At 35.8% G+C, this 22,216-nt stretch carries 26 protein-coding genes and 1 pseudogene; 10 read left to right on the top strand and 17 right to left on the bottom strand.

The genetic code is table 11. The features are described 5' to 3' along the window. Window positions 1-166 precede the first annotated feature (166 nt). Both LRP83_RS20630 and LRP83_RS20625 read right to left on the bottom strand, forming a co-directional pair. Entirely contained in the window at window positions 167-802 is a 636-nt protein-coding gene (locus LRP83_RS20630) for an FMN-dependent NADH-azoreductase (protein WP_230498656.1), read from the bottom strand. Window positions 803-1,054: 252 nt separating this feature from the next. Next, window positions 1,055-1,624, bottom strand: a complete 570-nt coding sequence (locus tag LRP83_RS20625; RefSeq protein WP_230498653.1) for an SF0329 family protein — start codon at window positions 1,622-1,624, stop codon at window positions 1,055-1,057. A 579-nt stretch (window positions 1,625-2,203) separates the two neighbouring features. Between LRP83_RS20625 and LRP83_RS20620 the strand changes: the two genes are divergently transcribed. The 4 genes from LRP83_RS20620 (at window position 2,204) to LRP83_RS20605 (ending at window position 5,757) form a co-directional block, all read left to right on the top strand. Next, window positions 2,204-2,725 carry a PadR family transcriptional regulator gene (locus tag LRP83_RS20620; RefSeq protein ID WP_230498652.1) on the top strand — a complete coding sequence of 174 codons (522 nt, stop codon included), beginning with the start codon at window positions 2,204-2,206 and terminating at the stop codon, window positions 2,723-2,725. Window positions 2,726-2,812: 87 nt separating this feature from the next. Beyond that, window positions 2,813-3,802, top strand: coding sequence for an alpha/beta fold hydrolase (locus LRP83_RS20615; RefSeq protein ID WP_230498650.1), 990 nt, complete (start codon window positions 2,813-2,815; stop codon window positions 3,800-3,802). 216 nt (window positions 3,803-4,018) lie between these two features. Further along, window positions 4,019-4,948 (top strand): c-type cytochrome, encoded by a 930-nt coding sequence (locus LRP83_RS20610; RefSeq protein WP_230498648.1) that lies wholly within the window; start codon window positions 4,019-4,021, stop codon window positions 4,946-4,948. Between the two features lie 107 nt (window positions 4,949-5,055). Then, window positions 5,056-5,757: a response regulator transcription factor gene (locus tag LRP83_RS20605; RefSeq protein ID WP_230498646.1), complete on the top strand. Its 702-nt coding sequence runs from the start codon at window positions 5,056-5,058 to the stop codon at window positions 5,755-5,757. Window positions 5,758-6,089: 332 nt separating this feature from the next. Here LRP83_RS20605 and LRP83_RS23330 read toward each other — a convergent pair. Continuing rightward, window positions 6,090-6,173: pseudogene (locus LRP83_RS23330) on the bottom strand (hypothetical protein); the annotation flags it as partial. A 540-nt stretch (window positions 6,174-6,713) separates the two neighbouring features. Between LRP83_RS23330 and LRP83_RS20600 the strand changes: the two are divergent. Continuing rightward, complete coding sequence (locus tag LRP83_RS20600; protein ID WP_230498645.1) at window positions 6,714-8,630, top strand: CoA-disulfide reductase; 1,917 nt, start codon at window positions 6,714-6,716, stop codon at window positions 8,628-8,630. Window positions 8,631-8,854: 224 nt separating this feature from the next. On the opposite strand, the gene LRP83_RS20595 is transcribed toward LRP83_RS20600, so the two are convergent. From LRP83_RS20595 to LRP83_RS20555, 9 genes are all read right to left on the bottom strand, one after another. After that, on the bottom strand, window positions 8,855-9,637 hold the full coding sequence (locus LRP83_RS20595; RefSeq protein WP_230498643.1) for a sulfite exporter TauE/SafE family protein: 783 nt from the start codon (window positions 9,635-9,637) through the stop codon (window positions 8,855-8,857). A 47-nt stretch (window positions 9,638-9,684) separates the two neighbouring features. Next, entirely contained in the window at window positions 9,685-9,912 is a 228-nt protein-coding gene (locus tag LRP83_RS20590) for a sulfurtransferase TusA family protein (RefSeq protein ID WP_230498642.1), read from the bottom strand. Between the two features lie 24 nt (window positions 9,913-9,936). Next, complete coding sequence (locus tag LRP83_RS20585; protein ID WP_230498641.1) at window positions 9,937-11,064, bottom strand: MBL fold metallo-hydrolase; 1,128 nt, start codon at window positions 11,062-11,064, stop codon at window positions 9,937-9,939. A 44-nt stretch (window positions 11,065-11,108) separates the two neighbouring features. Continuing rightward, on the bottom strand, window positions 11,109-11,681 hold the full coding sequence (locus tag LRP83_RS20580) for a sulfurtransferase TusA family protein (protein ID WP_230498639.1): 573 nt from the start codon (window positions 11,679-11,681) through the stop codon (window positions 11,109-11,111). A 51-nt stretch (window positions 11,682-11,732) separates the two neighbouring features. Beyond that, window positions 11,733-12,029: a rhodanese-like domain-containing protein gene (locus LRP83_RS20575; protein ID WP_230498637.1), complete on the bottom strand. Its 297-nt coding sequence runs from the start codon at window positions 12,027-12,029 to the stop codon at window positions 11,733-11,735. A gap of 15 nt (window positions 12,030-12,044) precedes the next feature. Further along, the gene (locus LRP83_RS20570; RefSeq protein ID WP_230498635.1) at window positions 12,045-12,404 is read right to left on the bottom strand and encodes a rhodanese-like domain-containing protein; all 360 of its coding nucleotides are present in this window, start codon (window positions 12,402-12,404) and stop codon (window positions 12,045-12,047) included. Between the two features lie 24 nt (window positions 12,405-12,428). Beyond that, window positions 12,429-12,908: a DsrE/DsrF/DrsH-like family protein gene (locus LRP83_RS20565; RefSeq protein ID WP_230498633.1), complete on the bottom strand. Its 480-nt coding sequence runs from the start codon at window positions 12,906-12,908 to the stop codon at window positions 12,429-12,431. Window positions 12,909-13,335: 427 nt separating this feature from the next. Continuing rightward, window positions 13,336-13,599 carry a metal-sensitive transcriptional regulator gene (locus tag LRP83_RS20560; protein WP_230498632.1) on the bottom strand — a complete coding sequence of 88 codons (264 nt, stop codon included), beginning with the start codon at window positions 13,597-13,599 and terminating at the stop codon, window positions 13,336-13,338. Between the two features lie 15 nt (window positions 13,600-13,614). Next, window positions 13,615-13,908: a rhodanese-like domain-containing protein gene (locus tag LRP83_RS20555; protein WP_230498630.1), complete on the bottom strand. Its 294-nt coding sequence runs from the start codon at window positions 13,906-13,908 to the stop codon at window positions 13,615-13,617. A gap of 276 nt (window positions 13,909-14,184) precedes the next feature. Here LRP83_RS20555 and LRP83_RS20550 point away from each other — a divergent pair, with 276 nt between their 5' ends. Further along, on the top strand, window positions 14,185-14,553 hold the full coding sequence (locus LRP83_RS20550) for a rhodanese-like domain-containing protein (RefSeq protein WP_230498626.1): 369 nt from the start codon (window positions 14,185-14,187) through the stop codon (window positions 14,551-14,553). A 563-nt stretch (window positions 14,554-15,116) separates the two neighbouring features. Here the strand turns inward: LRP83_RS20550 and LRP83_RS20545 are convergent. Beyond that, window positions 15,117-16,343: an EAL and HDOD domain-containing protein gene (locus tag LRP83_RS20545; RefSeq protein WP_230498625.1), complete on the bottom strand. Its 1,227-nt coding sequence runs from the start codon at window positions 16,341-16,343 to the stop codon at window positions 15,117-15,119. A 642-nt stretch (window positions 16,344-16,985) separates the two neighbouring features. On the opposite strand from LRP83_RS20545, the gene LRP83_RS20540 reads away from it, so the two are divergent. Both LRP83_RS20540 and LRP83_RS20535 read left to right on the top strand, forming a co-directional pair. Further along, a complete protein-coding gene (locus tag LRP83_RS20540; protein WP_230498623.1) occupies window positions 16,986-17,213 on the top strand; it encodes a site-specific integrase in 228 nt (75 codons plus the stop codon). A gap of 30 nt (window positions 17,214-17,243) precedes the next feature. Next, the gene (locus LRP83_RS20535) at window positions 17,244-17,543 is read left to right on the top strand and encodes a tyrosine-type recombinase/integrase (RefSeq protein ID WP_354002360.1); all 300 of its coding nucleotides are present in this window, start codon (window positions 17,244-17,246) and stop codon (window positions 17,541-17,543) included. A gap of 85 nt (window positions 17,544-17,628) precedes the next feature. Here LRP83_RS20535 and groL read toward each other — a convergent pair whose 3' ends face one another. Together groL and groES are read right to left on the bottom strand one after the other, a co-directional pair. Beyond that, window positions 17,629-19,260, bottom strand: a complete 1,632-nt coding sequence (gene groL, locus LRP83_RS20530) for a chaperonin GroEL (protein ID WP_230498621.1) — start codon at window positions 19,258-19,260, stop codon at window positions 17,629-17,631. A gap of 52 nt (window positions 19,261-19,312) precedes the next feature. Further along, the gene (groES, locus tag LRP83_RS20525; protein ID WP_230498619.1) at window positions 19,313-19,597 is read right to left on the bottom strand and encodes a co-chaperone GroES; all 285 of its coding nucleotides are present in this window, start codon (window positions 19,595-19,597) and stop codon (window positions 19,313-19,315) included. A gap of 351 nt (window positions 19,598-19,948) precedes the next feature. Between groES and LRP83_RS20520 the strand changes: the two genes are divergently transcribed. Further along, window positions 19,949-20,683, top strand: coding sequence for a CPBP family intramembrane glutamic endopeptidase (locus LRP83_RS20520; RefSeq protein ID WP_230498618.1), 735 nt, complete (start codon window positions 19,949-19,951; stop codon window positions 20,681-20,683). Between the two features lie 41 nt (window positions 20,684-20,724). Then, the gene (locus LRP83_RS20515; RefSeq protein ID WP_230498616.1) at window positions 20,725-20,931 is read left to right on the top strand and encodes a YdiK family protein; all 207 of its coding nucleotides are present in this window, start codon (window positions 20,725-20,727) and stop codon (window positions 20,929-20,931) included. 25 nt (window positions 20,932-20,956) lie between these two features. Here the strand turns inward: LRP83_RS20515 and LRP83_RS20510 are convergent, their stop codons facing one another. After that, on the bottom strand, window positions 20,957-21,667 hold the full coding sequence (locus tag LRP83_RS20510; RefSeq protein ID WP_230498614.1) for a redox-sensing transcriptional repressor Rex: 711 nt from the start codon (window positions 21,665-21,667) through the stop codon (window positions 20,957-20,959). Between the two features lie 43 nt (window positions 21,668-21,710). Continuing rightward, window positions 21,711-22,205 (bottom strand): cyclic pyranopterin monophosphate synthase MoaC, encoded by a 495-nt coding sequence (moaC, locus tag LRP83_RS20505; protein ID WP_230498612.1) that lies wholly within the window; start codon window positions 22,203-22,205, stop codon window positions 21,711-21,713. Window positions 22,206-22,216 lie beyond the last annotated feature (11 nt).

Genomic DNA, 22,216 nt, shown 5'->3' with positions numbered 1-22,216 from the left:
AAATACGGACTCTAACATGGTCCAATAAGCGGATTGACCTTCCTTCACTTCTACTATAAAAAAAATAGTAGCACAAACCATGGCCTTGGTCTGTACTACTAATGTTAGTATGTTTTACTTTAGCTGTAACGTATTATTCCGAGCTCCTAGGTGCATCTATTTTATGTTAATTTACAGGTACTGCAGATAAACTTTTTGCTACAACTCTTACTTTTGCTAAACCTTCAGCAATAATTGTTTCTGCTTGATCAGGTGCTGCGGCATGGCCTTCAATAATAACTTCTTGTACGATTTCCATACCAAATACGTAACCAACAACATTTTTAATATACGTTGCAGCCATTTCCATTGGAGCTGCTTCTGGTGTGGAGTAAATTCCGCCACGTGCACTTAGAATAACAGCTTTCTTGTCAGTCATTAACTGTACAGCTTGGCCATTTTCATCATATTTGAATGTGAAACCAGCTTGGTAAACATAATCAATAAATGTTTGTAATTTAGCTGGGATTGTTAAGTTCCATAATGGAAATGCAAAAACGACTACGTCTGCAGCTGTTAGGGCATCCATTGCTTTTTGTTTTGCAGCTAAAATACGTTGCTCTATGTCTGTCATTTCTTCGCCTGATTGTAATTTAGCAAAAGCGTTGAATAAATCTTGACCTAGGTAAGGCATGTCTTCTGCAAACACATCATAAACTGTTATGTTAACACCTTCTATGTTCTCCATGAAGGTTTCATACATTTTACTTGATACTGCGTCTGTTGCTGGACGGTTGTTTGCTTTTACTACTAATACATTCATTTAATATATATCTCCTTTATTTATCATTAAAATAAATACCTCGAATTCATAATATATTAAGCAAAAATATTAGTAAACCGGAAATTACTTCCTTCAAACTGGTTTAAGTCTAGCGAATTATTATATGGCTAACGGAATACTTCCGAATGCACCCCCCAGATCAGTTATTGTAGCTATCCATGCCCCTGTATTTGAAAAATCCATGGTAAATTTGCAATAGGTGGTGATGTTCAGCTGATGGATTATTTTTTATCATAACGTACTAAGCCGTAGTTCATAAAAATACTGCACAATTGGATGCTTTAACTTCATCTTCTCGGTCATGTTTAGAATTCGTTTTTTCCCAACCCGTCTGTCCACCAAAGCTAGAATATTCAATAGGATATCATTGCTCTCTAAGCTTTCCTCTATAGAAGTGGATAAAAACTTATTAGCTACAACGATAAAATTTGATTTGCTTAATGATGACTGCGCTGACAAAAGCTCCTTTGCATATTCTGATAATTTTCTACTCCTTGCAATTACTTGTAGACGATCCTCCGGAACAATCCCCTTGGTTTCTTTTCTAACCGCTTCCATTTCCTCATTGGTAATAGGAATTTGAATATTTGAGTCATTTTTAATTTCAAGTTCCGTCTGATACCATCTGATTAGGGTAGTTTTATCACTCATATTGAGTACATTCTTTTTATCTACCGCAATATAACAAAGTCCTGCTTTATCAGGTAAATACCGGTAGCTGGTTGCTCGGTATTCAACCTTTCCATATAATGCAGGGCAAAGGAAACTCTCCAGATTTTGCTTCAATTTGCTCCAGGACATGTAATTCTCCTTAATTTTTATATTGTAAATTTATTTATTGAGGCAGTCATTCTATTATCCATAATACAATAACTAACATATCGATTATACTAAATACAAATTTTAAATGAGACTTGAATATCTGATGTATCTATAATGGTTAGCCGCCTAATATAGCCGAATCCGCCCCGCAAAATCCCCTATATATATAGCTTTTAGAAGATCTATCAGTATATGAATTACCTCTGAAGATGCTCAAAACAGTTTAATTAGTTAAAGGGACAAGGGGTGGGGGTCAACTGGGTTGATAAATAAGCGGAGAAATTTCTCTTAATTACGAAATAGCACTGAAAATAGCTTAAATAGACGGAAGGATTCCGACTATTTACTCAAAAAACGTCAAAATGGGTCATTTCGCTTTGCTTAACCGGAAAAACTCCGCTTATATACCCCGAACCAAGCCCTATTTGTTAGTTTAACCAGAAAATTTCCGCTTATTTTTATATCACTACTAAGAAACGTCTTAAGAGTTGACATTATTTGGTTGAGGGTTTATATTGATATTATCCAAGGTTGGATATAAAAATTTGGAGGTATGATATGTCAGAATTGGTAATTTTGGGATTACTGAAAATTAAGCCGATGCATGGCTATGAAATTCAGACAATAATCCAAGATAGTAAGATTGATGACTGGGCCAATCTTTTATCAGGTTCAATTTATTACTCCATCTCTAAACTAGAGAAAGATGGATTAATCGAACCTTTCAAAGAGGAGCGGACCGGATCAAGGGTTAGGGTAATATATAAAATTACTAAGGCGGGTGAAGAAAAACACTTAGTGCTCTTAAAAGAAATTCTTGGTGAAAAGCCACATTCTTTAAAATCAGATTTTATGTTGGCACTGTCAATGATCCACCATCTTGAAAAGGAAAAAGCCGTGTTAATTCTTAAGCAAAATCTCAAGGATTTAATCAAGCTAAGAGAACAGTGGGAAATAAGAAAGCAAGTTGCCAGTGAATTGAAGGGATCCAATCCGCTTATGTTGTTATCTTTTGAAAGTAGTATAGAGATTCTTGATATCGATATAAAAACGATAGAAAGAGCAATAGAATTAATTTAATTATTTATAAGTATATCCAAAATTGGATATACATTTTTAATCGAATATCCAACGTTGGATATACAAACTTTATAAGGAGAGATGTATATGAATATTATTGCTAAAACAAGAAAAATAACTGTTGAAAATAGTATTGTTAGTATGGAAAATGTATTAATTGGTGGGATTAGACAATCCATTATGATTCGTGGAGAAAACCTGAACAATCCTGTTTTGCTGATGATTCACGGTGGCCCAGGACAAAGTGAGATGTATCTTTCTCATATGCTTAACGGACCACTTGAAAAGTATTTCACTATTGTGAATTGGGATCAAAGAGGTGCCGCGAAATCCTACTCAATGAATGTGAAACCGGATAGTATGAATCTTTCCCAATTGCTTGGTGATGGTGAAGAAGTTATCCAATATGTTAGAAATAAGTTAAATAAACGCAACGAAAAGTTTTATTTACATGGTCATTCATTTGGAACGGTGTTGGGGATGTTAATGGTTAAAAAATATCCGAATTATTTTCATGCCTATATTGGAACAGCCCAAGTAGTAGGTCTACTTGATAATTTGAGAGTATCCTACGAGTGGACTATGAAAAAGGCATATGAGCTTGGAAATCAACAAGCCATAAATGAATTAGAACAAATAGGAAGACCGCCATTTAAAAATTTTAGCAAGGGATTGTGGAAATACTCAATATGGTTAGCCAAATTTGGTGGAAAAATGCACAATAGCCAAGGGACTGAAATCTTTAAAGGGGTTTTTTCAGCACCGGAATATAGTTTATTTGATAAATTAAAGTTTTTTAGAGGTGCTATGTTCAGTGTCAAGCATTTACATCAAGAATTACTTCAAACTAACTTAAATGAAACCGTTACTTCAGTAGACATTCCTGTATATTTCTTCTTAGGAAAATCTGATTACTCTGCACCCTATGAACTGGCACAGGATTATTTTGAACGATTAAATGCACCTAGAAAGAAATTAATCTGGTTTGAAAAATCAGGTCACATGCCACATTACGAAGAAGCCTCTAAATATGTCGAGGAATTAATTAATGTGCTAAAAGAACACACAAATCGATAATCCTGAGATCGATCGAAAAGGCTGTAATGAAATATATTAATAAACAATAATAAGTGGAAAGCACCTAAAACTAGTTTTAGGTGTTTTTGTAGAGTTCACGAAATGCTCAATATTAATTAACCGAATCTTAACATTCATTTTTGATAATGGGTGTATAAAATATTCGGTTAAATCTTTTCTTATGAGGAGATTCCCCGACATGGTGAGGTGCTTGAAATGAACAAGCTTTATATTTCTTCTTTCCTAGCAATTGCAGTGACAATTGTCCTCGGATTTAGTGTATTCTTTCTCTTTGTTCTTAATCCGGAAGATCCACCTGCAGTAAGTTCTCTAGCTGAAGGTACCGACGCGCAAGTTAAGAATTCAGACCATCCTTATTTACCACCAAGTATGGAAGAAGTTCCTGAAGGAGAAGAAGGAGAATTAATCACTCTTGGTGAAAAGCTTCATAACCAAACTAGTACCGTTCTTGATGGTTATGCAGGAAATACATTAAGCTGTGCAAGCTGTCATGCTAATGGAGGTGTAGACTCTTCATTAGACCTAGTAGGAATTTCAAAAACATATCCACAATTTAACCCAAGGGCTGGACGAGAAGTAACTCTAGAAGAACGAATCAATGGGTGCTTTAAAAGAAGTATGAATGGAAAACCCCTTCCTCCAGATAGCAAAGAAATCCGTGCAATGGTTGCCTACTATTCTTATATTTCAACCAATGTTCCAGATGGGACAAAAGAAAGACCATGGGCTAAATTATCAAAAGCAGAAGGAGATTTAGCAACTGTAAACATTGATGATGGTAGAGAACTTTATAATAAAGCCTGTATTACTTGTCATGGAGAGGATGGATCTGGGGGTGGAACTGGCCTTGCTCTTTGGGGTGAAAAATCCTATAACATTGGTGCAGGTATGGCTCGAAACAGGACCGCAGGTGGATTTATTAAGGAATACATGCCAAAAGTAGCTACTGGAGGTTATAATCCAGGTTCTCTTACAGATCAAGAAGCAATGAATATTGCTGCTTATATCAACTCAATGGCTAGACCAGATTTTCCTGATAAAATTCATGATTGGCCAAATGGAGATGCACCAGATGATGCAGCCTACGAAACATTGGCTGGTAAAAAGAAAATGGATAAACAATAAGGATATGGCCCGTGTGAAAGCGGGCCATTTTTTTCGAATAATTTACACATCCTTTTGTGAAAAACTCACTTTTATATCGGTATAATGGGGATAAGGGGATGATCTAGTTGAAAGATAAAAAATTAAGAGGGAAGACCATTTTAATCGTAGATAATAATAATGAAAGTAGAGCAGTAATTCGGTTCCACCTAACTAGACAAGGTTTTGAGATATTGGAAGCCAAGAATGGAAAGGAAGCCCGTGAATCCTACTTGAAACATGACCCGTGCTTTATACTTCTAGAAACAGAGCTCCCTGATACGGATGGTTTGGATATTTGTTGGTGGCTACGTTATGAGTTAGATAGCAATGTCCCAATCATTATTTTATCATCTAAAAATACCGAACAAGACCGAATTGAGGGATTGAAAAAGGGAGCTGATGACTACATCGGTAAACCCTTAAATATAGAAGAACTATCTGTTAGGATTGAAACAGTATTGCGTAGAACAGCTAACCGCTGCAGCAAGCTAAGTTATAAGGGATTAACGATAAAACCAATAAAAGGAATCGTGAAATTCCACGATGAAATACTAGATTTAACCCATTTTGAATATAGATTACTTTTTCTTTTTTTGACTCACCCAGACCAAATTTTATCAAGAGAACAAATTATTAACACCATTTATAAAAAAAGTGAAAAGGTCATTAATGAAAGAACAGTGGATGTTCACATCAAGCATCTAAGAGAGAAAATTGCTAAATATACAGACTATCCTTATATTGTGACATTAAGAGGGATTGGATATAAGTTTAGTACTGAGAGCTAAAGGCTGAGCCGGCAATTTTCTTTCATTTACCCCTTTAGAGCAGAGGCTTAAAGAATAGTTGCCAGATTTCAATATCGAATATAGCATATCTTCTTAATTTGGACTTTGGCAAGTACGCTATGGCTTGCGATGCTAAGTTGCATCCTTGGTTGTGGTGCATTCTCATTATGTATTGAATCGTTTCGTTTTTACACCGACTTTCACATCATCTTTTTCTAGTTTGATTTTCTTGGCAAGGTTAGTTTTAATGACTTCACATTTAACCATAAATTTATAAATGCTCTAATTCTTAGGAGTTTGGTATTGATTGTCCCCGCCTTATTTTCACGCTCTTGGCAATCCATGAGATATCGACGAACATGGCTATAAGTAATATTTTCAACGTTTACAACCCCTTTCTTGATACAATATTTCACATCACCCAGTAGTGTTTGATAATTTCTAATGTTTTTCCCAGTAGTGTTTTTAAAACGTTTGTGGTCCAAAAAGTCTAGAAGCCGAATTTTAACAACAAAAAAACCACTTCCTAATTTTTATTAAACCGTTCCATTTTGAGGTTATTTTCGCCCCTCTCACACCACCGTACGTACGGTTCCGTATACGGCGGTTCAATTTATATTACAGTGTGTACTTTTAGATAATGGACTTATGCAGAGGGGAGATTAGGACATAAAGATGAAGACACAACAAAAAATGTATAATTACATGTTACAAAAGAAATTCCTAGTCCATAACCTATCTGGCTTTGTACAGTAGTAAGGGGAAATGAACTTTGTCTTCTTTGTGTCTAATAATTTAAAAAATACCTTCAAAACGATCATATCTAATTGATTAAACCATATACCCCGTGTAGTATATAGCTGTAAACAAAAATACCCCCATAGGCATATAGGGTAATACTTTTATATCTTGCCCTCATAGTGATAAAAGATTTGAACATATAAGGAGGAAAGAAAATGTCTAAAAAGATTATTATCGTAGGTGGAGTTGCCGGAGGTGCAACTGCTGCTGCTAGATTAAGAAGAATAGATGAAACGTCAACAATTGTACTATTTGAACGCGGTGAACATATATCATTTGCAAACTGTGGATTGCCTTATTATATCGGTGAAACCATTAAAGATCGCAATAAACTTTTGGTACAAACTGTAGAAGGGATGAGCAGGAGATTCAATTTAGATATTCGTAATCTTACAGAGGTTGTAGAGATCAATCGCGAGAAGAAAACCATTACTACTGCTAAAAATCTTCAAACTAATGAAGTCTATGAAGAAAGCTATGATACATTGATATTATCACCAGGGGCAAAGCCAATCGTACCAAATATTGAAGGCTTAGGTGATGCAAAAAATGTGTTTACGTTACGAAATATTCCTGATACAGATAAAATAAAAACGTTTGTTGACGAACAGCATCCTAAGAGAGCGGTCGTCATTGGAGGCGGCTTTATAGGGCTAGAAATGGCTGAGAATTTAGTGGACCGTGGCATTGAAGTGACTGTCGTTGAACTTGGCAAACAAGTGATGGCACCAATCGATTATGAAATGGCTTCTATCGTACACTCTCATTTGAGAGATAAGGGTGTTAATTTAATTTTAGAAGATGGAGTTAAGGCTTTTAAAAATAATGGTAGTACCATCGAACTTGCTAGTGGCACAAATATTTGTGCAGACATGGCGATTTTATCAATCGGGGTAAGCCCGGAAAATAAGCTAGCTGTTATGGCAGGTCTAGATGTTGGTCAGCGTGGGGGCATTCAAGTAAATGAGTATTTACAAACCAACGATCCTGATATATATGCGCTAGGAGATGCGATTGAAGTAAAAGATTATATAAATGGAAATGCAGCTATGATTCCACTTGCAGGTCCAGCCAATCGACAAGGACGAATTGTTGCGAATAATGTGTATGGTAAAAAAGAGATGTACAAAGGTACTCTAGGAACAGCCATTGCTAAGGTATTTAACTTAGCTGTCGCGGCAACTGGACTGAACGAAAAACAACTAAAACAGTTAGGAAAAACATATCAGGCTGTTCATATTCACCCAAGCTCTCATGCTGGCTATTATCCAGGAGCAGCACCTATTGCATTAAAGTTACTTTTCAACCCAGAAACAGGTGCTATTTACGGTGCTCAAGCAGTTGGTGAAGATGGTGCTGATAAACGTATCGATGTAATCTCAACAGCTATTAAAGGAAATCTAACTGTCTATGACTTAACAGAAATTGAATTATCTTATGCCCCTCCATTCTCATCCGCTAAAGATCCTGTTAATATGGCAGGATACGTTGCAACGAATATAATGGAAGGTAGTGTTGATACGGTTCAATGGGATGAAATCGATGATATCGTTGAAAACGGTGGGATACTCATTGATGTACGTGAGCCAATTGAGCGAGAAATGGGCTTTATTACAGGCTCAATCAATATTCCTCTAGGGGAAATTCGTGACCGTCTCCATGAAATTCCGAAAGACCAAACCATTTATGTTTCTTGTCAAGTTGGTTTAAGAGGATATCTAGCTTCTAGAATCTTGTCTGAAAATGGATACGATGTAAAGAACTTAGATGGTGGTTGGAAAACCTATTCTGCGGTCTACAACCAATCAGGAAAACGATTATCTGTAAACACTGAAGAAGATTTACATGTATCAGTTCAAATTGATGCAACTGGTTTATCATGCCCAGGGCCCATCATGGAGGTTCACAAAAATATGAAAAATCTTCAAAATGGTGAATACCTGCAAGTGATAACAACAGATTGTAACTTTGTTAAAGACATATCCGCTTGGTGTGAGAAAAACCAAAATACTTTAGTGAGGACTAAAAGAGAAAATAAACACTATAAGACAGTTATAAAGAAGGGTTTGTAATACTAACTAGTAAAGGCCGCCATTTAAATGGTGGTCTATTTCGGCATAATAATAATTATAACTCTAAGTTTATTGCAATATATGAAACAAATAAAAAGAGGCTGTTACTAGCCTCTTAAAATCACTTCAGTATTAGTAAAATGACTCCTGTCAGGAGCCAAGCCCATGTACCAGGCCATATAGGCTATTTGTTCTTTTAAATCATCGACTTAATCAAATGGATATTATAAAATATCCATCCAAATCTTAATGGCAGTTGCACCAATCAAGATGGCTAAGATTACTTGTAAGATCTTTGTATTAACCTTTTTACCCGCCATTGCTCCTAATGGGGAGGCTATCAAGCTGGCAACAACCATAATCAACGCTGGAAAGTAATCTACTTGACCTGTTGTTATTTTACCTACTATCGCACCTATAGATGAAATAAATGTAATGGCCAATGAAGAAGCAATGGTCATACGAGTTGGAATTTTTAAAACAACTAGCATAATTGGTACTAATAAAAATGCCCCAGCCGCTCCAACAATACCCGCTCCAATACCGACAATTAATGCTAATCCGGCAGCAATCCATTTATTAAATGTAACTTGATCCAAAGGAATATCATCGACATTTTTTTTAGGAATAAACATCATGACTGCAGCAATTAGAGCTAATATTCCATAGATTAGATTGATTCCACCCTCAGACATCATTTTTGAACCAAAACTGCCTATAAAGCTACCAATTAATATACTTGCTCCCATATAGCCAATTAGTTCTATGTTCAAATATCCACCTTTACGGTATGCCCAAACGCCACCAATAGTAGCAAAGAACACTTGTACAGCACTAATCCCCGAGACCTCATGTGCACTAAAGGCTGCTAAACCGAATAATGGCGGAATATAAAGAAGCATTGGATATTTAATAATAGACCCGCCAATCCCTAACATTCCTGATATATAAGAACCGATAAAACCAATTAAGAAAATGGTTACGATAAAACCTACACTCCACTCCATACGAAAACCTCCTAAGAAAAGGGAACCTTATACTGGTCCCTTAATGTTTAACCTTTTTTAATCCAAAACTTTAATACGTTATCTTCTTCTTCATGTTTGACTAATTCATGACCACCTGATTTTGCCCATGCAGTAAGATCATTTTTAGCACCTTTATCAGTTGCATGAATTTCCAACACTTGACCGTTTTCCAGTTCATTCATTGCTTTCTTTGTCTTAACGATTGGCATTGGGCATGCTAATCCCTTAGCATCTAAAACTTTATTTGCTTCCATGTTGTATTTCCTCCTAAATTTTATTTATCTAACCGCACAACGGTTAGGGCCGATTTCCATTTCACGTTGTTTTTCTGTGTCAGGGTTGATTTTCCCCATATTTGTTTCACGAATTTCTTGATAGGCATTTGGCTGCGGTGGTAAATTTTCAGTAACCAGCTTTCTAAATTCATTCTCATCATCGATGTTTAAACCATGATTTCTGGAAAATAAGGTACCTAATTTTTCAGATACACTACCATTTTCATTTAATTCATCCATAATCATAAAGTGAGCAGGAAGGACAATTAAATCCTCTGATAACTCTCTATAACGCTTATAAAGGCTTTCTCTTAAATCAGCTACCCAATCTTGGGCTAAACCAGCTAAGTCAGGTCTACCAATGGAATCTATAAATAGGATATCTCCTGATAGTAAATACATTTCGTCCACAACAAAAGAAGTAGACCCAATAGTATGACCTGGTGAATATAAAGCGTGAATATTTATCTTTGTATGACCAATCGTTACGTCATTACCGCCTTCTAACGGTTCGTACTCAAATAATACTTCCGTTGCATCCTTCGGTGGCAACCAGTACGTTGCATTTGTTTTTTCCGCAATGACACGTCCACCCGAAATGTGGTCTGCATGAAGGTGAGTATCGAATACATGAGTAATCTTAGCCCCAATGCTTTCAGCGAAATCTAAATAGATGTCTGTCATACGTGTAGAATCAATAATTGCTGCCTCACCATTAGAAACAACCATATAAGATAGGCAGCCTTTACCGATACGCACAAACTGATAAATTTCTCCACCATCTCTTAAATCTCCAACCTTAACTGGCTCTAAGTGCTCACTCCAGACTTTCATTCCCCCAGAAAGATAGGAAACATTTAGTCCGACTTCTGATAGCATGTCAGCTATCATAATGGAAGAGCCCTCTTTTGCACAAACTACTAAAATATCTTTATCGGTAGGGAGTCTATCCATAATTTCTTCTACACCATCAAGTAATTCAAAGTAAGGAATATTTAAATACTCAAAATTCCCCCCTTCAATCTTCCAATCTTGGAAATCACTTTCGTTACGAACATCTAAGATAAATAATGGTTCTTTATTGATAACCTTTTGTGTAACTTCCTTTGAAGTCATGGCTGTTATAGTCATTTTTTACCCCCATAGGTATATTTTTAATTAGAAAAATAAATTGATTATAATGTTTCGAATTTTCCTGTCCATTCACTCATTCCTGGGACAACATTTATCACATTAGTAAAACCCTTTTCAGTGAGCTTTTGTGCAGCAAAATCACTTCTAGTTCCTGTTCGACATACTACAAAGATTTCACATTCTCTGTTTAATTCATTAATACGGTTTTCTAATTCACCTAGAGGAATAGAGACTGCATTAGGGATGTGATTAAACACAAACTCAGCATTTTCCCTTACATCTAAAATAGTAATCGTATCACTTGGGTTTTCGAGCTTCTTTTGCAGCTCTTCATTGGAAATAATAGTTTGGTGTTTTCTTTCTAAATTTTCTTCACCAGAAGACTTTCTTAAATAGTGTTTTAATACATCGCCTTCTTCGATTGTTCCTAAATATTGATGCCCGGAACTCTCAGCCCATGCTTTAATATCAGCTTTAGATCCTTTATCGGTTGCCTGAACCTCTAATACTTGACCTGCATCCAAATTGGTCATTGCCTTTTTCGTTTTAACGATTGGCATTGGGCATGCTAAACCCTTTGCGTCTAGTACAAGATCTGTTTTTAATGATTCCACTTCTAGTTCCTCCTTATTTACCACCAGGGGTATATTTTTTCTCAAAAAAAATTACTCCATGTCACCTTCCCAAGAAAGCATACCACCAGTCATATTAATTACTTTATATCCTTGGCCTTCAAGGAATTGAGAAGCCCTTCCACTTCTTCCACCTGATCGACATACCATGATATACTCTTTAGATTTGTCTAATTCATGCATGCGAAACTCAAGTAATCCTAGTGGGATATGGTAAGCTCCTGGAATCTTCCCTGCACGGACTTCATCTACCTCACGTACATCTACAATATTTACTGGCTGTTTTTCTTTCAATAAATTTTCAACTTCTTTTGCCGTTAATTCTTTCATTTTATTTTCCTCCTCTTATCTCCAGGCGCTAACTCCGCCTTTTACATTTGTAATCTTAGTAAAGCCCAATTTTTTCAGAACTTTAGTTGCCTTCTGGCTCCTCATTCCACTTTGACAAATGACAACTATTTCTTTATCCTTGGATAACTCATTAGATTTTTGTGATAATTGATGTAGTGGCATATTTTTAAACCCACGTATATGGTTACCTTTAAATTCCCCAGGAGTTCTTACGTCGATATATTGTTTATTTTTATCATTTAATTCATTTTTTAATTCAGAGGTTGATATATGTCTAACGCCTTTTGTTGGAGTCATACGTTGTACAAAGAATACAATTATTAGTCCAATAACAATATAATTTACATATTCCATTTTTTAAACTCACCTCCAAGGTATCTAGATAAATAGGTTTACATTCCCCTCTTGGGCATCTGCTAAATACGCAGCAACTCCCGCATATTCAATGCCATCTAATAGCTCCTCCTGTTGTAATCCTAAAAGATCCATTGTCATTGTACATGCTACTAGCTTGACATCTTGCTCCTGTGCCATTTCAATAAGTTGAGGAAGAGTCATAGCATTATGTTTTTTCATAACATCCTTAATCATTTTTGGCCCGAACCCTGCATAATTCATCTTTGAAAGGCCCATTTTATCTGCGCCTCTCGGCATCATTTTCCCAAACATCTTTTCCATAAATCCTTTTTTCACAGCAATATTTTCATCTTTTCTTAATGCATTTAATCCCCAAAAAGTATGGAAAATGGTAACCTCGTGATCATAAGCAGCTGCTCCATTCGCGATTATATATGCCGCCATCGCTTTATCATAATCTCCACTAAACAAAACAATGGTTGTTTTTTTCTTTTCTGTCATGTTAGTTCCTCCTTTAGTATTAATTACTTCTTTTTCTTTTACCTATACCCCTATGGGTATTATAATAACTAAAATAAAAAAAGGTGTCAACCCCTAAGTTTTTATCTGCTTTAATAATTAGGTTTACTGCTCCCTTTAGAAATGAATATCGGCTACTTATGTATAATATACCCCTATAGGTATATTGTCAACGTTTTTTAAAAAAAGAAAGCTTCTATTAGAAACTTTCCATTTAGATACTGTTATCAATGCATTTTATCAATCTATCTTCGATGTCTTTTGCAAGTTCATTTTCATTCAGTACCCTTTGTGCCTCAAAAGGATTGCAAACTGGTAGCGTGCAACATTAAAACTGCCTAAAATGTTTACCCTTCAAATTACAATAAAGAGCGACCTATGTTGTCGCCCTTAAAGGATACATTTTTTTCTATCTGCTTCTTACCAATAGGTTTACAGCTTCTGTTACCAACTCTTCTGTAGTTCCTTTCCCTTCGTTATTTGCCTGTTGAACACAGTGTACAAGATTTGAACTAACCACTACTCCAATTGTTCGATCAATTGCGGTTCTCGCTGCTGATAATTGTGTAATAACTTCTTTACAATCTTTATTCTCTTCCATCATCTTCAAAATCCCTCTTAATTGGCCTTCAATTCGCTTAACTCTATTCTTCATTTGATCATTGTAATCCATTAGTAGTTACCCCCATTAACAATTTGATAAAGTGTTTCTCTTATTATTCAATAATTTGTATTCGTGGCTTAGGATTGAGCAGCCAATAATTCTAAAACCTTTTTTCCTTAAAATTCGAACTCCCATATTTTTCTCGACGGAATTTGATGCCACAATATATAAAACTCTATTGGGAATTTCTGCATAAAACCTGTTTAAATAAGCAATTGGGATATTAACTGCCCCCTGAATTGGAACCTTATAAGAGTCATTATAATCTCTTACATCCATCACAGTAATATTTTTTATATCTATTTCTCCCCATTTCATACATTTTAATCCTATAACAGGAAAATATCTTCTTAAAATTAAAATTGTAACTATACATAGAGTAAGTATATATATCATTTATACCCCCAGATTTTTAAAGAGAATCAACGAAAATATTATACCCTAAAGGGTATTTTGTCAATGAAAAAATTGTTCATAAAACATTCAATTTCAATTAAGAAGTTGGATTGACTATAGCTATTAAAAATATATAATTTACATATACCCGGTACGGTAATTAACTTTGGGGAATTTCTAAATAAGGCGGTTCGCACAATGATAAAAAAATCTTATCTTTTATTCTTAGGTATGTTGCTATTAATTACTGCATGTGGAAATGCAGGATATAAGAATGTATCTACAGAAGAAGCGAAGCAATTAATCGATAACAATGAAGTAATTGTGTTAGATGTGAGAACTCCTGAAGAATTTCAAGGGGGACATATTCCTGGCGCCACACTTATCCCATTACAAGAATTCGAAAATAGGTTAAATGAGTTAGATAAGGAAAAAAACTATTTAGTGGTCTGTAGAAGCGGTAACCGCTCAGCGCAAGCTAGTGAAATTCTAACAGGCAATGGGTTCTCTAAAATTTATAACATGGCTGGCGGTATGAATAATTGGACATTTGAAATAGAAAATTGAGCTATCTAAAAATAGGTGGGTTCTCCAAAGAGAATTCCCACCTTTTTTATGATATCCAGAATTAAAAACAAGTAGTAAAGGATTTGAAATAAGAAAAGAAGCCTCTCAAAAGTTCACTGAACTTATGAGAAGCCTCCGTTAATATCCTCAATGTTAGCAAAATGTTAGCAAACCACTTTCACCTTACCAACCTATCCTTATCTGTTAAGGGTTGAGGGACGTGATTACATCATGCCGCCCCTTAGGGGAGAGTGTGTAATATCTTACACGCTGTGTGTAAAAACTGCGGTATATCAAGGTTTTGTTAATTTCTTCTGTAACATCTTTAACGGGATTTTACCTTTTTTCACTGGCTTGCGTTAGCAAAGTGTTAGCAATTTAAAGCAGATATCACCACTGTTGTTCACACACTCAATATGTCATGAGTATATATGGCAACACTTGTGCGCTGGTGAGTTTGTAATACTGATGATTAAGACTATAGAATAATTGTAAATTAATCATCTAAAAAGTCACATTTCTTATCTTGTTCTATTTAGGATTGTTAGTATCTAATACTTCCTTCAATCCAATATTCTTTTAGACCATTTGAAAGCATCATTATATAAACCTAGTGCAAAGCTATCCTCTATTTTCAATCTTTCACACAAATAATCAAAGTCTTGCCAATCCCCTATTTCAATTGATATACACAAATTTAATATTTCTTTATGCTGATTTGATTTCCCTTTAAGAGCTTCACAAATGTTTGCTTCCAGTGGTATTAACTTCAAAATGTGATCCATGTCTATCCCTAGCAACGTATCCATAAGGGAAAACATGCCCGTTAAAAAATAGGAGGATAATTCCTTTTGTTTATATTTATTTTCAGCAATTGATTCACACATTTTTGCTCTAGTAAGACTCTTATTTAAAATTTCTCTGGTCCATTCGCTATTTTCACTGACATTTCCCCTAATCGACAGTAGGTATATCCATTTTTTAAGTTCCTTCATGCCCAGACGAACTACTGCTTGCTTGATGGAGTTTATTTTATTGATACCCCAAAACGTCGGGGAATTAACCAGTTTAAGTAGTTTATATGATAAGGATAAATCTTGTTCAATTAACCGTGTTATTTCATTTAGGTCTGGATCATCATTGGAAAGAAGCTGGATGATTGGAAAATAGTTTTGAAGGTACTCCGGCACATCTCGAGTGGACATAATTGCAGGCTTAGAAAAAAAATAGCCTTGAAAATATACATAACCCTTACCTGCAGCTGATTCAAACTCCTCCATCGTTTCGATTTTTTCTGCAAGCAATTTAATCCCATATTTTAACGAGACACTCTCGATTAAACTTCGCATTTCTTCGGTTGTATTTCTGAAATCAACTTTAATAATATCGATATACTTAATCAAAGAAAAGAAATGCTTGTTGTTACTATTTAAAATAAAATCATCTAATGCAATTTGATATCCCTTACTCTTTAGTTCTTTACATATATTCAATAATTCAGTCCCGATTTCAACAGTCTCTAAAATTTCAACTATAATTTCATTTGGTTGAAAAAAAGTAGGCACCCCTGAACATAATAATTTTTCTGTAAAGTTAATAAAACACGGCTTTCCATTTGACATTTCATTAATACCAATATTTATGTAACTATTAATAATAACATCTGTGGTAGCCATGTCACCGTTAATGTCTGGAAAACTATTGTTTTGGCTGTTACGATACAGCAATTCATAAGCGAATATATCTTTCTCTCTCGTAAATATTGGTTGTCTTGCGACAAAAACCTCCATCTTAAATCCCCCTTTAACTTACATATAAGAGACGCGATTAACTTGAACCTAGCACATTTTAATATGTTGTTTTCGTTTTTTATTAACAAATAAAAGGTACAATTCATAAAGTTATTAGTTCATTTGATGCTACTATGTCTTCATCTAATTTCACTCTCTTAAATCCTCGACAATTAAGCATATCTATATCCGCTTAAAAATCTAAGGTATAGGCCTTTAAGACCTGTCTTTAATTAAAGTAGGGTGAATTTTAGAGATTTTGCCCTATTACCAAATACCTAAATTTCACCAATAATTAAATATTATAAACACCTTTTCAAGAAAATTTTGTTAAAATTTGTCGTTTTTTATAAAAATTGGGTTTTATTTAAAATATTATCCTTATTATTTTTTGGTATCTTTCTAGAATCAGATAGGTGAACGAATCCTAATTTCAAGTGAATTTTAAGAAAGTGTAAGTAGAATAGATAAGGGTGCAGGGGGATTAATTCGCTACATTAGTATCCAAATTAAAATTATCTATCTAAATATTAAATTCAAGAAGATATTAAAATAATTTTTTTATAAAACTATCAGTCAAATAATAAGGAGAAAGGGTATGCCGCCGATAACACACTTGACGGTGTGCATCGTACTGGCAGGATGATTTTTAAGAAAGCCATTGAAATGCGATTAATTAAAAATGACCCAACAGAATTGGCTTACCTGAAGAAAGACAGAAAAACTGTTGAGGAATTAGAGGAGCAAGATATCCCTAAATATATGGAAAAGGAGGAGCTAGCTTTACTCTTGCAAACAGCTGCTCAAAAAGGTTTAGATTTAGATTATCTAATCTTTCTCACTCTTTCCTACACACAGAGATGCGCGTAGGTGAGTTAGTAGCCCTTAATTGGAAGGATATTGACTTTGAGGAACACACCATCAGCATCACAAAAACGTATTAAAACCCGACGAATAACACGCTGGAGTATCAATTGGTGCCGCCTAAGACCTGGCCGGCTTAAGTCCAGAGCTGAATTCCACTCGCTGAGCCATACGCATACATCGCTGTTAGCAGAAGCAAAGGTGGGCTTAGAAGAGATTATGGATCGGCTGGGCCACTGCGACCACGACACAACTAAGAACGTCTACCTCCACGTAACGAAAGAAATGAAAAAAGAGACTTCCCACAAGTTTGCGCAACTCATGAGAAACCTCTAATTCAGGAGAGAAATGTTAGCCAAGTTTTAGCATTTAGCTCCCCGCTTACATAAAACCCTCTAGTATCAAGGGGTTTGGGCGATGATTACATCATGCCGCCCATTCCACCCATACCGCTCATATCAGGCATACCGCCTTGACCAGCTGGTTCTGGCTTGTCAGCTACAACAGCTTCTGTTGTTAAGAACATAGCAGCTACAGATGCAGCGTTTTGTAATGCATAACGAGTTACTTTAGTTGGGTCAACGATACCAGCTTCGATCATGTTTACCCACTCGCCAGTTGCAGCGTTGAAACCTGTTCCAATTTCTTCACGCTTTAAACGATCAACAATTACAGATCCTTCAAGACCAGCGTTGTGAGCAATTGTACGGATTGGCTCTTCCATTGCACGAAGAACGATATTGATACCTGTTTGTACATCGCCATCTGCTTCTAACGCAGCCACTTTGCTGTATACGTTAAGAAGGGCAACTCCACCACCAGAAACGATACCTTCTTCTACTGCAGCACGAGTAGAGTTTAGAGCATCTTCAATGCGTAGTTTGCGCTCTTTTAATTCTGTTTCAGTAGCAGCTCCAACTTTGATTACAGCTACTCCACCTGCTAATTTAGCAAGACGCTCTTGTAATTTTTCACGATCAAATTCAGAAGTTGTTTCTTCTAATTGAGCGCGGATTTGGTTTACACGTGCGGAAATTTCTGCAGGCTCGCCAGCACCTTCAACGATTGTTGTGTTTTCTTTTGTTACAACAACTTTAGAAGCGCGTCCTAAAGAAGCAATAGTTGCAGACTTAAGGTCCCGGCCTAATTCTTCAGTGATTACTTCACCACCAGTTAATGCAGCGATGTCTTCAAGCATAGCTTTACGACGGTCGCCGAATCCAGGAGCCTTAACAGCTACTGCATTGAAAGTTCCACGAAGCTTATTAACTACTAATGTAGATAATGCTTCACCTTCGATATCTTCAGCAACTAGTAATAGTGGCTTACCTTGTTGAACAACTTGTTCAAGCACTGGTAAAATTTCTTGAATGCTTGCAATTTTCTTGTCAGTAATTAAGATGTATGGGTTATCTAGAACAGCTTCCATTTTTTCAGTATTTGATACCATGTAAGCCGATACATATCCACGATCAAATTGCATACCTTCAACTACATCTAACTCAGTAGCGAACCCTTTAGATTCTTCAATTGTAATAACACCGTCGTTTCCAACGCGTTCCATTGCTTCGGCAATTAATTGACCTACTTCAGGATTATCAGCAGAGATTGCAGCTACTTGTGCAATAGATTCTTTGTTTTCAATTGGTTTAGAGATGGCACGTAATTCTTCAACTGCAGTTGCAACTGCTTTTTCGATTCCTTTACGGATACCCATTGGGTTAGCACCAGCAGTTACGTTCTTTAAGCCTTCACGAATCATCGCTTGAGCAAGAACTGTTGCAGTTGTTGTACCGTCACCAGCTACATCATTTGTTTTGCTAGCAACTTCAGCAACAAGCTTTGCACCCATGTTTTCGAATGCATCTTCTAATTCGATTTCTTTTGCGATTGTTACACCATCATTAGTAATAAGTGGTGAACCATATTTCTTTTCTAGAACCACGTTACGTCCTTTTGGTCCTAAAGTTACTTTTACTGTATCTGCAAGTGCATCTACTCCGCGTAGCATTGCACGACGTGCTTCTTCACTAAATTTAATTTCTTTAGCCATTTGTAAAAACCTCCCTGATTTTTTAAAGTCTATTTAATAGAAAAGGTATTTATTAACCTACAATTGCAAGAATATCGTTTTCACGAATGATTAAGTACTCAGTGCCTTGGTACTTTACTTCTGTACCAGCATATTTTGAGAAGATAATGCGGTCACCTACAGTAACTTCTAATGCAACACGCTCACCATTATCTAAAACACGACCTGTACCAACAGCTACAACTTTTGCTTCAGATGGCTTTTCTTTCGCAGAATCTGGTAATACGATTCCGCTTGCAGTTTTTTCTTCTGTTTCAACAAGCTCGATCACAATACGATCTCCTAGTGGCTTTAACATTAAAAATAACCTCCTCAATGATTTATGTAATTTTCGTATTTATTAGCACTCTCTCGCATCGAGTGCTAACACATTTATTATATTAATGAATCTTGCTTTCTTTTGCAAGTATCACGAATAAAATTTTTACAATTTTATCTCGACTAATTTAGACAAGTTTGTCGATAAAATCGCACAACTCTATCATTATAAGCAAGCCTTTTTCATTTTATTCTGTTTATGTGATATTTAGTCGAGTGGTTCTAATTGATACAATCGACTTTTTATGAGTAAAATGTATATAGAGATGTTTATTAAAGGCTAATCATTACATTGGAGAAGGACGGCCTTATTAAAAGGAGAAAAAACGGGTTGAAAAAAGAATATTGGATTATCATTATCGTATATATTGCTATGCAATTATCCGGGGCTTTAGTGGGTGGCTTTTTTGCCATTATAGATGCCTTACTTGGAAGAGAAATTGGTAAGTCAGACATGACATATGCCTCATACTGGCTCGTTATTAGCTTTACCATCGCCACGATTATCGTTCTTTTCATATTAAGAAAAGAAATGCGAGTAGCCATGAATGCTAGAAACGGCTTATCCCTAGAAAAATCCTTCCTATGGGCAATTGCCGGTATATTCCTTGCGTTAATTTCACAGTCTATTGCTGCAAGTATTGAAAGTATGCTTGGAATTAAAATGGGCTCAGAAAACACGCAACAAATCATGAGGATTATTGAAACCTTTCCTGCTGTCATCTTTGTTAGTTCAGTTCTAGGTCCCATTTTGGAAGAAATCATCTTTCGAAAGATCATTTTTGGTTCGCTACATAAGCGGTTCAACTTTTTTCTATCAGCCTTAATCAGCTCAGTTATCTTTGCTTTAGCCCATTTCGAGCCTGAGCATATTCTATTATACTCCGCAATGGGGTTCACCTTTGCCTTTCTATATGTAAAAACAAACCGCATTTGGGTTCCGATGTTCGCTCATGTGGCAATGAATACATTTGTAGTGTTAATCCAATCGGTGTATAAGGATGAAATTGAAAAAATGATTCAAGATGCTGAAAAAATCCAAAGCTTCATTCACTTTTTTATCTAAAGGAGCTTAATGAGTATTTTTTGAATTAATTGGAGGATAAAATGAGACAAACACCATTAGTTTCCGGCTTCCTATATTTAATATTAGCTGTCCTATTTACCTATTTCGCCATCAAAAATGTACAAGAGGACGGATGGGGATTTTTCTCTTATCTATTAATAATTTTGGCTACCTTTGACTTGGGTTCAGGCCTTAAAATGATTGCTATTCACTATAAAATGAAAAAAACGAACAACACAAAAAAATGAGTCCAGTATTTTGGACTCATTTTCTTTATTCTATTTCTGGTTCTATTTCTGGTTCTATTTCTGGTTCTATTTCTGGTTCTATTTCTATTTCCGTTTCCTCCGTTGAATAATGCTTTAAGAAATAGATTAATGATTGTAGCTCAACGGCTAAATCAATATGATGAACCCGAATGGAGCTTGGAACGTTTAACCGTGCAGGTGTAAAATTTAATATCCCTTTTACATTCGCCCGCACAAGCTTATCTGTAATATTCTGGGCAACTGGGGCTGGTACAGTCAAAATAGCTACCTGTACACCAGACTCAACAATTTTCGCTTCAACATCATCCATATGGTAGATCATGACATCTCCAATGTAGGTTCCAACTTTTGATGCATCCACATCAAAGGCAATTTCAATTTTTGTATTATTGTTTTTTAAAAAATTATAATTCAAAAAGGCTGTACCTAAGTTTCCTACTCCAATTAAAGCTACTTTTGTAAGCTCATCTTGATCTAATGTCTTTCGAAAAAACGTTAATAAATAGTTTACATTATAACCGTAGCCTTTTTTCCCTAGAGCACCAAAGTAAGAAAAATCTCTCCGTATTGTGGCAGAGTCTACCTTTACCGCTTCACTTAGTTCAGCAGATGAAACACGTTGCTTCCCTGAAGAATGCAAATTTTTTAAAAAACGATAATATAATGGCAGTCTTTTAGCCGTTGCTTGTGGAATTTTCAACGTTTCATTACTCATGAGCCATCCCATCCCCTACCTTGACTTATTTATCCTATTCTTTCTACTCTACTTCTCCGATTCGCTTGAAATCCCCATTTTTTCCACCTGTTTTTTCTACAAGGTATGTTGGTCCTATAATCATACCTTTGTCTACCGCCTTACACATATCATAAACAGTTAGAGCACAAACAGATGCTGCTGTTAACGCTTCCATTTCCACTCCCGTATTTCCTTTTGTTTTGACTGTGGAATATATATGTAAAATATAATCTTCTTCTTTTGGTTCCCATGAAAAGGATAAGTCTATCCCTGTTAGCGGAATGGGGTGACACATAGGAATAATGTCCCATGTTTTTTTACTGGCCATGACGGCGGCAACTTGCGCGACAGCCAAAACGTCTCCCTTTTTCATCGTTTGATTCGTAATTTTCTCATATATTTCTTTATTTAATCGAATACTGGACTGTGCAAGTGCGGTTCTCACTGTTTCTGGCTTGTCACTTACATCCACCATCTTCGCTCGACCTTCTTCATTGAAATGTGTAAATTCTGACATGCGAACTCCCT

This window comes from Pseudoneobacillus rhizosphaerae (assembly GCF_917563885.1).
GTDB classification, from domain to species: domain Bacteria; phylum Bacillota; class Bacilli; order Bacillales; family Cytobacillaceae; genus Pseudoneobacillus; species Pseudoneobacillus rhizosphaerae.
The sequence above is the reverse complement of the archived record's forward strand: the minus strand, read 5'-3'. Positions and strand labels throughout refer to the sequence as shown.

Excerpts from the sequence above, each read along its gene's own strand:
- moaC (WP_230498612.1), bottom strand. The coding sequence starts at position 22,205 with ATGTCAGAATTTACACATTTCAATGAAGAAGGTCGAGCGAAGATGGTG.
- LRP83_RS20570 (WP_230498635.1), bottom strand. The coding sequence starts at position 12,404 with ATGGAATATGTAAATTATATTGTTATTGGACTAATAATTGTATTCTTT.
- groL (WP_230498621.1), bottom strand. The coding sequence starts at position 19,260 with ATGGCTAAAGAAATTAAATTTAGTGAAGAAGCACGTCGTGCAATGCTA.
- LRP83_RS20620 (WP_230498652.1), top strand. The coding sequence starts at position 2,204 with ATGTCAGAATTGGTAATTTTGGGATTACTGAAAATTAAGCCGATGCAT.
- LRP83_RS20630 (WP_230498656.1), bottom strand. The coding sequence starts at position 802 with ATGAATGTATTAGTAGTAAAAGCAAACAACCGTCCAGCAACAGACGCA.
- LRP83_RS20590 (WP_230498642.1), bottom strand. The coding sequence starts at position 9,912 with ATGGAAGCAAATAAAGTTTTAGATGCTAAGGGATTAGCATGCCCAATG.
- LRP83_RS20560 (WP_230498632.1), bottom strand. The coding sequence starts at position 13,599 with ATGGATTACAATGATCAAATGAAGAATAGAGTTAAGCGAATTGAAGGC.
- LRP83_RS20625 (WP_230498653.1), bottom strand. The coding sequence starts at position 1,624 with ATGTCCTGGAGCAAATTGAAGCAAAATCTGGAGAGTTTCCTTTGCCCT.
- LRP83_RS20610 (WP_230498648.1), top strand. The coding sequence starts at position 4,019 with ATGAACAAGCTTTATATTTCTTCTTTCCTAGCAATTGCAGTGACAATT.
- LRP83_RS20575 (WP_230498637.1), bottom strand. The coding sequence starts at position 12,029 with ATGAAAGAATTAACGGCAAAAGAAGTTGAAAATTTATTGAAAGAAAAA.
- LRP83_RS20585 (WP_230498641.1), bottom strand. The coding sequence starts at position 11,064 with ATGACTATAACAGCCATGACTTCAAAGGAAGTTACACAAAAGGTTATC.
- groES (WP_230498619.1), bottom strand. The coding sequence starts at position 19,597 with ATGTTAAAGCCACTAGGAGATCGTATTGTGATCGAGCTTGTTGAAACA.
- LRP83_RS20555 (WP_230498630.1), bottom strand. The coding sequence starts at position 13,908 with ATGAAATGGGGAGAAATAGATATAAAAAATATTACTGTGATGGATGTA.
- LRP83_RS20545 (WP_230498625.1), bottom strand. The coding sequence starts at position 16,343 with ATGGAGGTTTTTGTCGCAAGACAACCAATATTTACGAGAGAGAAAGAT.
- LRP83_RS20550 (WP_230498626.1), top strand. The coding sequence starts at position 14,185 with ATGATAAAAAAATCTTATCTTTTATTCTTAGGTATGTTGCTATTAATT.
- LRP83_RS20595 (WP_230498643.1), bottom strand. The coding sequence starts at position 9,637 with ATGGAGTGGAGTGTAGGTTTTATCGTAACCATTTTCTTAATTGGTTTT.
- LRP83_RS20540 (WP_230498623.1), top strand. The coding sequence starts at position 16,986 with ATGATTTTTAAGAAAGCCATTGAAATGCGATTAATTAAAAATGACCCA.
- LRP83_RS20510 (WP_230498614.1), bottom strand. The coding sequence starts at position 21,667 with ATGAGTAATGAAACGTTGAAAATTCCACAAGCAACGGCTAAAAGACTG.
- LRP83_RS20515 (WP_230498616.1), top strand. The coding sequence starts at position 20,725 with ATGAGACAAACACCATTAGTTTCCGGCTTCCTATATTTAATATTAGCT.
- LRP83_RS20600 (WP_230498645.1), top strand. The coding sequence starts at position 6,714 with ATGTCTAAAAAGATTATTATCGTAGGTGGAGTTGCCGGAGGTGCAACT.
- LRP83_RS20615 (WP_230498650.1), top strand. The coding sequence starts at position 2,813 with ATGAATATTATTGCTAAAACAAGAAAAATAACTGTTGAAAATAGTATT.
- LRP83_RS20565 (WP_230498633.1), bottom strand. The coding sequence starts at position 12,908 with ATGACAGAAAAGAAAAAAACAACCATTGTTTTGTTTAGTGGAGATTAT.